The sequence below is a fragment of the Frankia sp. CcWB3 genome, from assembly GCF_977927595.1.
This window is the reverse complement of the sequence record NZ_CDWRCK010000153.1, coordinates 1-10,391: the sequence shown is the minus strand read 5'-3', so window position 1 is coordinate 10,391 and position 10,391 is coordinate 1. Positions and strand designations below refer to the sequence as shown.

At 69.6% G+C, this 10,391-nt stretch carries 9 protein-coding genes; 2 read left to right on the top strand and 7 right to left on the bottom strand.

Annotated elements, in window-relative coordinates; genetic code table 11:
• The first annotated feature begins 22 nt into the window (after positions 1-22).
• Together ACY5KJ_RS12855 and ACY5KJ_RS12850 are read left to right on the top strand one after the other, a co-directional pair.
• Complete coding sequence (locus ACY5KJ_RS12855) at positions 23-907, top strand: ParA family protein (protein ID WP_462203432.1); 885 nt, start codon at positions 23-25, stop codon at positions 905-907.
• Positions 907-1,908, top strand: coding sequence for a ParB/RepB/Spo0J family partition protein (locus ACY5KJ_RS12850; protein ID WP_462187263.1), 1,002 nt, complete (start codon positions 907-909; stop codon positions 1,906-1,908). Before ACY5KJ_RS12855 ends, ACY5KJ_RS12850 begins: the two co-directional genes overlap by 1 nt.
• 131 nt (positions 1,909-2,039) lie before the next feature.
• Here the strand turns inward: ACY5KJ_RS12850 and ACY5KJ_RS12845 are convergent, their stop codons facing one another.
• From ACY5KJ_RS12845 to ACY5KJ_RS12815, 7 genes are all read right to left on the bottom strand, one after another.
• Complete coding sequence (locus ACY5KJ_RS12845) at positions 2,040-2,678, bottom strand: GNAT family N-acetyltransferase (protein WP_462203431.1); 639 nt, start codon at positions 2,676-2,678, stop codon at positions 2,040-2,042.
• 178 nt (positions 2,679-2,856) lie between these two features.
• Positions 2,857-4,134, bottom strand: coding sequence for an N-acetylmuramoyl-L-alanine amidase (locus tag ACY5KJ_RS12840; protein ID WP_462187252.1), 1,278 nt, complete (start codon positions 4,132-4,134; stop codon positions 2,857-2,859).
• Between the two features lie 363 nt (positions 4,135-4,497).
• Positions 4,498-4,824, bottom strand: a complete 327-nt coding sequence (gene trxA, locus ACY5KJ_RS12835) for a thioredoxin (protein ID WP_462187251.1) — start codon at positions 4,822-4,824, stop codon at positions 4,498-4,500.
• A 154-nt stretch (positions 4,825-4,978) separates the two neighbouring features.
• The gene (gene trxB / locus ACY5KJ_RS12830; RefSeq protein ID WP_462203430.1) at positions 4,979-6,025 is read right to left on the bottom strand and encodes a thioredoxin-disulfide reductase; all 1,047 of its coding nucleotides are present in this window, start codon (positions 6,023-6,025) and stop codon (positions 4,979-4,981) included.
• A gap of 238 nt (positions 6,026-6,263) precedes the next feature.
• A complete protein-coding gene (locus tag ACY5KJ_RS12825) occupies positions 6,264-7,286 on the bottom strand; it encodes a hypothetical protein (protein ID WP_462203429.1) in 1,023 nt (340 codons plus the stop codon).
• On the bottom strand, positions 7,235-7,891 hold the full coding sequence (locus tag ACY5KJ_RS12820; protein WP_462203428.1) for a sigma factor-like helix-turn-helix DNA-binding protein: 657 nt from the start codon (positions 7,889-7,891) through the stop codon (positions 7,235-7,237). The genes ACY5KJ_RS12825 and ACY5KJ_RS12820 overlap by 52 nt, the downstream gene beginning before the upstream one ends.
• 109 nt (positions 7,892-8,000) lie before the next feature.
• The gene (locus ACY5KJ_RS12815; protein WP_462187246.1) at positions 8,001-9,971 is read right to left on the bottom strand and encodes a protein kinase family protein; all 1,971 of its coding nucleotides are present in this window, start codon (positions 9,969-9,971) and stop codon (positions 8,001-8,003) included.
• Positions 9,972-10,391 lie beyond the last annotated feature (420 nt).

The following is a 10,391-nucleotide window of genomic DNA, read 5'->3' as shown; positions in this document are numbered from 1 at the left end:
CTATGACCCCGCGCTCTCCGCACTGGACCTGCTCGATCCCTCGACCCCGATCGGAGCGGCGGCGGCAGCAGCAGTGGAAGCACTGGCGGTAGAACGACGACAACCATTCCCTCGCCCCACCCGGCGGCGCATCATCTCGGTCGCCAACCAGAAGGGCGGTGTAGGGAAGACGACGACGACGGTCAACCTGGCGGCGGCGCTGGCATCTCATGGCTCCCGGGTCCTGGTAATCGATCTTGACCCGCAGGGCAATGCCTCGACGGCGCTCGGCGTCAACCATCATTCCGGGGTCCCCTCGATCTACGAGGTCCTGGTGGGGGATCGGCCCCTCGACGAGGTCATCGTGAAGTCCGCCGAGGCGCCGGGGCTGTTCTGCGCGCCCGCAACGATCGATCTTGCCGGCGCGGAGATCGAGCTGGTGTCGCTGGTGGCGCGGGAGAACCGGCTGCGGCGGGCCATCGCGAGCATGCAACGGGACGTCGACTATGTTTTCATCGACTGCCCGCCCTCTCTCGGGCTGCTGACCGTCAACGCCCTCGTGGCCGCCCGTGAGCTGCTCATCCCGATCCAGTGCGAGTACTACGCGCTGGAGGGCCTCGGCATGTTGCTGCGCAACGTGGAACTGGTGCAGGCGCACCTGAACCAGGAGCTGCGCCTGTCGACCATCCTGCTCACCATGTACGACTCCCGGACCAGACTGGCCGACCAGGTCGTCCACGAGGTCAAGGAACACTTCGGGGACCGGGTGCTGTCCACCACCATCCCCCGGAACGTGCGTCTGGCGGAGGCGCCGAGCTATGGGCAGTCCGCGCTGACGTACGATCCGACGTCGCGCGGCTCGCTGTCCTATCTGGCCGCGGCGCGCGAACTCACGGAACGGGGTCGGGACTCGAATGGAGCGGCATGATGAGTGCTCGGCGCAGTGGTCTGGGGCGAGGGCTGGGGGCACTCATCCCGGTTACTCCTCCTCCCCTCGACGGTCAGGTGGGCACCGCCTCGGCTGACTACGGTGACTACGCCGACTACGGCAGTGGCTACGGCGGCCGGGGGACGGGTCGCGGCTCCGGCGACAGCACCGGGCCGCTGCCCGTACACGGGGCGACCTTCCGCGAGATCCCCGTCGAGTCGGTCAGCCCGAACCCGCGCCAGCCCAGGACTCACTTCGATGAGGACGCCCTCGAAGAGCTGGCGGCGAGCCTCCGCGAGGTCGGGCTGCTCCAGCCGATCGTGGTACGCGAGGTGGCCCCCGAGCGCTACGAGCTCGTCATGGGTGAACGCCGGTGGCGTGCATCGAAGATCGCCAAGCTTCCACGGATTCCCGCCATCGTGCGGGAGACCGCGGACGACGCCATGCTGCGCGACGCGCTGCTGGAGAACCTCCACCGCCAGCAGCTCAACCCGCTGGAGGAGGCTGCGGCGTACGAACAGCTGCTCCGCGACTTCGGTGCGACGCACGAGGAACTGGCCAGTCGGCTCGGGCGGTCCCGGTCGCATGTCACCAACATGATCCGGCTGCTCGGGCTCTCGCCCGCGGTACAAAGACGGGTGGCGGCCGGCGTGCTGTCCGCGGGCCATGCCCGCGCGCTGCTCTCGTTGCAGGATCCGGACGCCCAGGACCGGCTCGCCACCCGCATCGTCGCGGAAGGTCTCTCGGTGCGGGCCGTCGAGGAGATCGTGGCACTGGACGACGAGACCCCGCGTAAGCGGGCGTCGCGGGCGCCAGGGGCCGCCTCACCGGCCCTGGCGAGGTTCGCCGACCGCCTCTCGGATCGCTTTGAGACCCGCGTGAAGGTGGACATGGGCCGCAGCAAGGGGAAGATCACGGTCGAGTTCGCCTCGATCGAGGACTTGGAGCGGATCGTCGCCGTGATGTTGCCGTCGGCCTCGGTCGACGGCTTGTTGGACTAGGCGTCCGGCTCGGGTTCGCTCGGGGTTCTCTGGGGTTCTCGAGCCGGGCGCGGATCGCGCGGTCCCGGGCTGTGCCGGGCTCCCCCGGGTGGCTGCGCGTCTGTCCGCCGAGTGCCGGGCCATCGCTGTGCTCAGGCGAGATTGCCGGCCTGGCCGACCTTGCGCAGCACGCCTTCCGGCGTCATCGATCCCAGCAGACGTTCCAGGGCGACCTCGACGTCCTCTCGCCAGCTCACCGCGTTCTTCACCTCGAGCCGCAGCCGCGGCCATCGATGGTGAGGCCGGACCGTCTTGAAACCGACCGCGAGGAGATAGTCGGCGGGCAGGATGCAGCGGGTGTCGGAGTTCTGGAGGTCACCGAACGCTTCCACCGCCTTGAAGCCGCGGCGGATGACGTCCTTGGCGACGGACTGGACGAGAATCCGCCCCAGCCCCTGCCCGGTGAACTCATCGACGATCGACGCTGTCATGAGCAGCACCGCGTCCGGTGAGACCGGGCTGGTGGGAAAGGCCGCCGATCGAGGCACGTAGGCCGGCGGAGCGAACATCACGAATCCGGCGGGGACGTTGTCGACATAGGCGATCTTTCCGCAACTTCCCCATTCCAGGAGGGCCAGGGAAACCCACGCCTCCTTCTCGAGGTCGGTGCCGCCGGCCTCCTCCGCGCGGCTCCGGGCCACCGGATCGAGCTCCCAGAAGACGCAGCGGCGGCAGGGCAGAGGGAGATCGTCAATATTGTCCAGGGTGATGTTCGCGATGCGACGGCTCATCGAAAAAGGCGCTCCATGGGTCGGCCACCGGGCCTCCGGTCGCCGAGGTCAACGCCGACGGACGCGGAGGCTGTTACGGAACCAGCCTAGGCTGCCGAGCATGAATTTCCCCCATCGACGCACCGGCCTCGTTTCACGTGAAACGTCAGCCTTGTCGATGGAATGTCTTGGTGACCGGTCAGGTGCGGCTAGCAAGGCGGGGGACGTGAAGCTGGCCCGTCGGCGCGTCCTGCTCGGGTGGGAGAAAGAGCCGTTGGGCCGCGGCGAGCACCGCCTCGGCGACGGTTGCCCGGAATGCGGTGGAGCCAAGGGCCTTGGTGTCATGTTCGTTTGTCAGATATCCGAGGTCGAGCCGTACGGCCGGCATCCGGGTCCGCCGAAGCAGACTCCAGACTTTCGGATGGGTGCGGCAGTCCAGCATGTCGGTCCGGGAGACGATTTCACGGTGGACGAGCTGGGCGAAGCGCTCACCCACGGCGGACGACCCGCGCGCGTTGCCGTAGTAGTAGGCCGATACCCCCTGGGCGTGCGGGGATGGACTGCTGTCGGCGTGCAGCGAGATCAGGAGATCTGCTTCGAGCTCGTTCGCCCGCGCGGCCCGCTCCTCCTCGCTGGGGGACTCGTCCAGTCCGTGGATGAGGTGCGCCTGCAGGCCCGAGTCGAGTAGCCGCGTGGACATCCGGACGGCGAGGTCGGCCATGAGATCCCGTTCGCACAGATTGCCGCAGGCGATGCCCGGATCGTCGCCACCGTGGCCGGGATCGATGGCGACGACGACTCCGAGCAGCGAGGAGCCGTGGGCCAACAGCCGGACAGACTCCCGCAGCACGTCGGGCCGGCCACCAGTGACTGTGCGCTGCAGGCGTTTGAGTTCGCGCAGGGTGTGTGGCCCGCATTGGCCGTCCGGATCGAGACCCCGGTTGCGCTGGAAGTCGCGGACCGCGGACTCGGTGCGTGGCCCGAAGATCCCATCCGTGCGGCCGACGTCGAAACCCATGTTGAACAGGCGCTCCTGGAGCGCCGCCACGTCATCGCCGACAAAAGGGTGCGCGGGACTGTGGTAAAGCAGACGGTCGCCGAGCTTGTGGCGTGCCTCCTCCAAGGCACGCGCCGTGTCTGGACCGAGTATCCCGTCGGCGGACAGCCCCCGGCTCTGCTGAAAGGCGCGCAGCGCGTTGTCGAGGTCTCGGTCGAACCGATCGGCCGGCTTGGCCGGAATGCCGCCGGGAGTACCGTCGACAGCCGGGACCCGCGTGTCCTGGGACGGGTCCGCGGCGGAGGCAGCACCTCTATCCGGGGCACTCTTACCCAGGGCACTCTTACCTGGGTCACCCTTACCCGGGCCGGCCGGATCCCGGCTCTGCCGGGGCGTCACGGGAAGAAAACCAAGATAGGTCAGGGCCGCCCGAACCTCGGCGACGGCGGAACCTTGGTCTCCCAGACGCAGCAGCTTCACCGATGCATACCTTTCAGCTCGCCTGCCCCAACGTGTCCCTGGCGAAACCCGGTGCCCCTGGCGAAACCCGATGGTCGGGGCCACCGCGTCGACGAATGATGCGCCGACGGCCGATTGCTGAATCTCAAGCCTAGGGCATGCCCGTGCGGTCTCGACCGACCGCGAACCGGATCCTCCAGTATTGACCGTGCGTGACCAGGCGCCGTGATACTCCCACGATGCTCGTGACGGCGGGAGAAAGTTCCCGGGCCGCACGTGGTATCCGGTTGTCGTGGGCGAACCGGCGCGGACCAGTCCGGGAACGACGTCGGCCCGCCGGGATCACACCCGGCGGGCCGACGGTGGAACGACCGCGTGACGAGATCAAATGTAGGCCGAGAGGTCACGCAGCAGGGCGGCCTTCGGCTTCGCGCCGACAATGCTCTTGTCGATCGCGCCCTTGACGAACACAGCCATGGTCGGGATCGACATGATCTGGTAGTTCCGGGCGGTCTCCGGGTTCTCGTCGATGTTCAGCTTGACGACCCGGAGCTTCTCGCCATGCTCCTTGGCGATCTCCTCCAGAACGGGTGCGACCATCTTGCAAGGGCCGCACCACTCGGCCCAGAAGTCCACCAGGACCGGCTTGTCGCTCTCCAGTACCTCGGTCACGAAGGTGCTGTCGGTCACGGGGGTGGTGGAACCTGCCATGTTGTTCTCCCTGATGGATGATCTCTTAGTGGACGGGAAGGCGATCAACGGGCCGGTGGTGGCCCGCGGACGGCGCCCGACCGGCCTTCGGGCAGCCGGGTCGGGCAGGCCTGATCCAGCGCCGCTCGGTCGGCCGCTCGGACAGACGACCGGGTCAGGCAGGTTGCGGCGTCGGGGTCACGACCCGGGGAGCCACGGTGGTCACCTCGCCCGGACCCTCCCCGGCGGCGATGAAGCGCTCCGCGTCGAGAGCGGCGGCGCAGCCCGTGCCAGCCGCGGTGATGGCCTGGCGGTAGGTGTGGTCGACCACGTCGCCACAGGCGAAGACCCCGTCCAGGTTCGTCTTCGTGGTCGGGTGCGCGACCGAGATGTAGCCGGCGTCGTCGAGGTCGAGCTGACCACGGACGAGTTCGGTACGCGGAAGGTGACCGATCGCGACGAACAGCCCGGTGACCGGAAGATCCTTCTCCTCACCGGTGACGGTGTCGCGCAGCCGGACGCCGGTGAGCTTGTCCGTGCCCAGGAGCTTGGTGACCTCTGCGTTCCACCGGAACTGGATCTTCTCGTTGGCGAAGGCCCGCTCCTGCATGATCGCGCTGGCCCGGAGTTTGTCCCGCCGGTGGATCACCGTCACCGAGCGGGCGAAGCGGGTCAGGAAGGTCGCCTCCTCCATCGCCGAGTCGCCCCCGCCAACCACCGCGATGTCCTGATCCCGGAAGAAGAAACCGTCGCAGGTTGCACAGGCGGAGACCCCGTGGCCGAGCAACCGCTCCTCGTGTTCGACGCCGAGCATGCGGTAGGCCGAACCGGTGGCGACGATGACCGTGCGGGCGAGGTAGGTCCTGTCCTCGATCTTGACGACCTTCGGGTTCGCCGCGAGGTCGAGCTCGGTGACGTCGTCGGCCACCAGTTCGGCTCCGAACCGCTCCGCCTGCCGCCGCAGGTTCTCCATCAGTTCCGGACCCTGGATGCCGTCCGGAAACCCAGGAAAGTTCTCCACCTCGGTGGTGTTCATGAGCGATCCGCCGGCCGATACCGCGCCCTCGAACACGAGTGGCCGTAGGTTGGCCCGGGCGGTATAGACAGCGGCCGTGTACCCTGCGGGGCCCGAACCGGCAATGACGACATCGCGTATGTCGTCATTGCCGTCGGGCTGGCTGCTGCGGCCGGTGACATCCTGGCCGTCCTCCTGGGCTGTCACACCCGCTCCTTTCATGCTACGGGATCCCTTTCATGCTACAGGATCCCTGTGAGCCGGGTGGGCCCTCGCCGGTACCTGTCGCCCCGGCTTCATCCGAGTTCCTCGTTCATCGGTCCGTCCATGGAGACGGTGCCCGACAGCGACAACCGTCTCCGCGGGCATCTGATTCCATCCGCGCCCGCCACCGGTGCGTGCCACGGCCGGGCTCCCGGCCCCTCTCGATGCGTCAACCCCCACCTCAGTGCCGCAGGGTGGACACGCTGTACCACGGCGCGGTGGAGACGGTGGTGATGCCGCAGCGGGCGTCGACGACCAGCACCCTGGCCACCGCCGGTTGCATGGGCACGGAGAGCACGATCAACAGCGCCGGCTGGTCGTTGTAGACGACGCGGTCGACGGCGAGGATCGTCCCACCCGTCTGCGCCGCCAGGCTCTGGTAGCACGGGCGCAGGCCAGGGGTGTCCAGCACCGAGCGCAACCGGTCGACGTCCACCGTCGCAGGGGTCGTCGCGCCGCCGGCCGCCGCGGGCGCGGGCGGCGGCACGAGCGGCAGCGCCGCGGACCCCAGGATCCGGCCGGCCAGCAGTTCCCGGCCGTGCCGCACGACGTCCGAGGGAGCGACGCTCGCCTGCGAGACCGCCATTATGATGAGGGGAGCGGAGCTGGCGGAGCCGCGTTCGGCCACCACCGAACCGCCGGCCGGGCCGGAGCTGTCCACGGGGTTGGACGCCGCTACCCTGTGATCGACGTTGGCGCTCCGCAGACCGTGGTACACGAAGATCGCCGCCCCGAAGGTGATGAAGGCGATGCAGACCGCCATGATGGACACCCAGTCCCGTCGGGGGCGCGCACCCGACGCACCCGGACGGCTCCGCGGATCCCGGCGCCGGGCCGGTTGATGGTCTGTGAGCCCAGCCCCCGCCCCACCTCGGCCGGGCCGCCGCCTTGGCCTGTTGCCACTCGCCGCCCGCCCACCCGTGCCATCCCCTGGATCGGTGTGGACGGCCTCGGTGTGGACCGCCTCGGTATCCCCCACGAGGGGTTCCGTGCCGGTGGCCCCGGCGGCTCCCGTGGTGCCGGCGAAGCCGGAGCTCGCGGGCCCCGGACCGGTCGGCGCGGCCGGGTTCCGGCCCGGTCCCGGCCGAGAGGGAGCAGGTGCGTGGGCCGCCAGCGCAGCCTGGAGGCGTTCGGCCACCTCGCCGGGCATCGTCAGGGCCGCCAAGCGGGAGAGGTCCGTACGGACCCTGCGGAGGGCGACCATCGACTCCTGGCATGAGACGCAGCCCTCGATATGCTCGCGGACGGAGCGGGGGAGCGGCTCTCCGCCCGCGAAGGCGTCCAGCAGCTCGGCGTCCGGGTGATGCACGTGCGCGCGCAAGCGGCGACCCGCCGGGAAGGGATCGGAGGGAGCCGCCGGTCGGCGTCGGTCACCCGCAGGCTCAGTCGCCATTGCTGATCACCTCCTTCGGCAGATCCGGATGGCGTCGGCCGCGCCCGCGGGGCCGCGGCCGATGGGCCGACCTCCGGTAACGGGCTGCTGCCCCGGTGAGCCCGCCGCATCCTGGTGTCTTCCTTCTGAGACGGCGGGCGAAGCCGCCGGGTTCCCTGACCGGGGGGACCTATCAGGACGGCGAGCTGCGCGCGACCGCGCGAACGCCGGCTTTTCACCGTCCCGACCGGAACTCCCAGCAGCCCCGCCGCCTCGGCGACGGGTCGTCCTGCCACGTCCACCAGCACCACGGCGGTCCGCAACCCGGGCGTCAGCCAGCCCAGCGCCTCCTCGACGTCCAGGTGCAGGTCATGCTCGGCGACGCACCCGCGGGGATTGACCGGATCACGAATCTGGCCTTTCGGGGTAGTCGTCATGGGCACCGTCGGGCGGGCGGTACGGCGGCGCAGCCCAGCTCGGCGTCGGGGCGGCCACCAGGACTTCGGCGGGTGGACCGACTCTCACCGTCCTCTCACCGTCCTCCCGTCAGGACCGGAACGTGATCTCCGCGATCGACCCGCGGTACTGCCCGGCGTTCGACGGCAGCGAGGTCAGCCACAGCACCCAGTACTGCGAGGGGTTCACGTCCGATGACATCGGCAGGACCACCGTGCCGCTGGCGCCCGACTTCTGGGCGACCACGCGGTCGAAGCCGTCGAGCGACTCCGACAGCCTGTCGCCGCTGCGCAGCTCGAACGACACCGGACCCAGGCTGCCGACCGTCACGGTGGCCGAGGTGGGCAGGATCTTTTGCGGAAACGCCATGCGCAGCCCGACACCCGGCTTGAGGTTGCCGAACGTCGCGCTGGTGTAGTTGCTCGTCGTCCACTCCGTCGACGTGTTCCCGTCGAACGCCTTGCCGACATCCGCCGGTTTCTCGGTCTTGGGTTCACCCGAAGGTGCGAACGGGTCGAAGGAGTCCGTGCTGCTTGGCTTGAGGATGGTTCCGGTGGGGGTCGCCGGCACCGTGGTCGGGGTGCCGGGGTTGGCAGCGTTATTCTTTTCGCCGTTGCCACGCAGGGTGATTACGGCGACCACCGCGATTGCGACGACCACCACCAGAGCGATCCACGGCACGGCCCGTCCCAGCGACGGCCCGCCACGGCGCCTCGGGCCGGAACCAGGCGGGTAGCGGTCGGATCCCGCCGGGTAACCGCCACCTCCGGCTGGATAGCTGCGGTCGTCGTACCCACTGCGGCCGTAGCCGGTCCCGCCGCCGCGGGACCCGTGGGGGCCTTCCACCCGGGTGTCGTACCGGGCGTCCCGGCCGGGGCCGGGGTAGCCGGCGGTGTCGGCATAGCGGCCCTGCGCCGGGTAATCCCTCGGCGCGAGGTAGTCCGAGGATGCGAAGGCGTCCACGTCCATCGCCTCGGTGCTGGGCGGGGCGTCACCGAGGCTCATCAACCCGGTGTCGAGCACGGCGTCCACCGGGTTGATCGACTCCAGCTCTTCGACCAGGTCGGCCGCCGTGGTGATGGGCGCCCCGACCCGATCGTCGCCGAGGGTGGCCATGGTGATGGCGTCGAGATCACGCGGAACTGACGAGGCGACCTGTCGGGGAGTCCGCAGCCGGCCGCCCGAGGTGGGTGCGGTGGGCAGACCGCGGTCCCCGCCGAGGGGCCAGTAACCGGTGAGCCCGGCATACAGCAGGCCACCGAGCGCCCGGACGTCGGCCGCGGCGATCAGGTCGGGATTCACCGCCGTGGCGTCGGGGCCGCCGCCTGCGCGGTCGGCCGTGCCTGGGCCGGAACCGTCGTCCCCGCCGATCCCACTCTGGTCGGGCTGGTTACCGTGCCCGTCGAGCTCCGTCGCGGGGAGGGAACCGTCGAGTTCCGCGAGCACCCCGCCGATCTCCAGGTCAATGACCTTGACGGTGCCGTGGCTGGAGACGATGACGTCACCGGGGTTCAGGTCACCGTGATGGATGCCGCGCTCGTGTGCCGCGGCGATGACTCGGGCCGCGGCGAGCACCACGGCGCCGGCCTGCTCCGGGCGTAGCGGCCCGTCGGTGGAAAGCTGACGCAGCGTCTTGCCGTCCACCCATTCCGAGACGACGTAGGAGATGCGTCGGGACTCGGCCGTGGTAGTGGTGGCGTCGTAGGTCGAGGCGGCGCCGGGATGCACCAGCCGACCGGAGTTGATCGCTGCGGTGAGAAGCCGGCGGGCCGCCTGCTCCTGCTCCGGATCCGTGGCCGGCCCGCCGCCGCCCGCGGACGCGGGGCCGTGCTCGACGATGCGTACTGCCACCGGTCGGGCGAGCACCTTGTCGTCGCCTCGCCAGAGGGTGACGGGCCCACGGGTCGTCAACGCGGAGAGCAGACGGTAGCGGCGGTCGAGCACGGACTCGGCGAGGATGGCGGTGCCGGAGTGCGGCGTCGCACCCCGGACTCCGGGCGCGTTCGGGTTCACGTCGTTATCGACGTCCCCGGCCTGCGGTCGGTTGCTTCCGTCGACCACAGCGCCTCCGTCGTCCACGGGCCCGGCGTCCACAATCCGCCGTCGGGCTTCCCTACCTCACCCGGGCAGGGGTTCCGCCCAGCGTGCCGCCACCGTAGGCGGACACCCCGGGTACCCTCCGTCGCTCTGACCAGCCGCCTCGATGAACGAAGCGACGAGCGGGAGGCTGCGCCTGGTTTACCGGCGACGTTGGGTGGGGCCCGCGCACAGCGTGTCCAGTGTACGAGGAGGTCAGAAGGATCTCGCGAATGTCTTGGGACAACCCGCCCATGTGTACCGACTGTGACGATCGGCGAGCCGATTCTTTCGGTGACGTGCGAGGATGCCCCGGGAGTAACGACGACAAGGATCTTTCTGGTGCCGGCGGGATCGTCTCGGCTGGCCCCTAGGGCCTGTTTGGGCAGTTCATCGGGGCAGCCA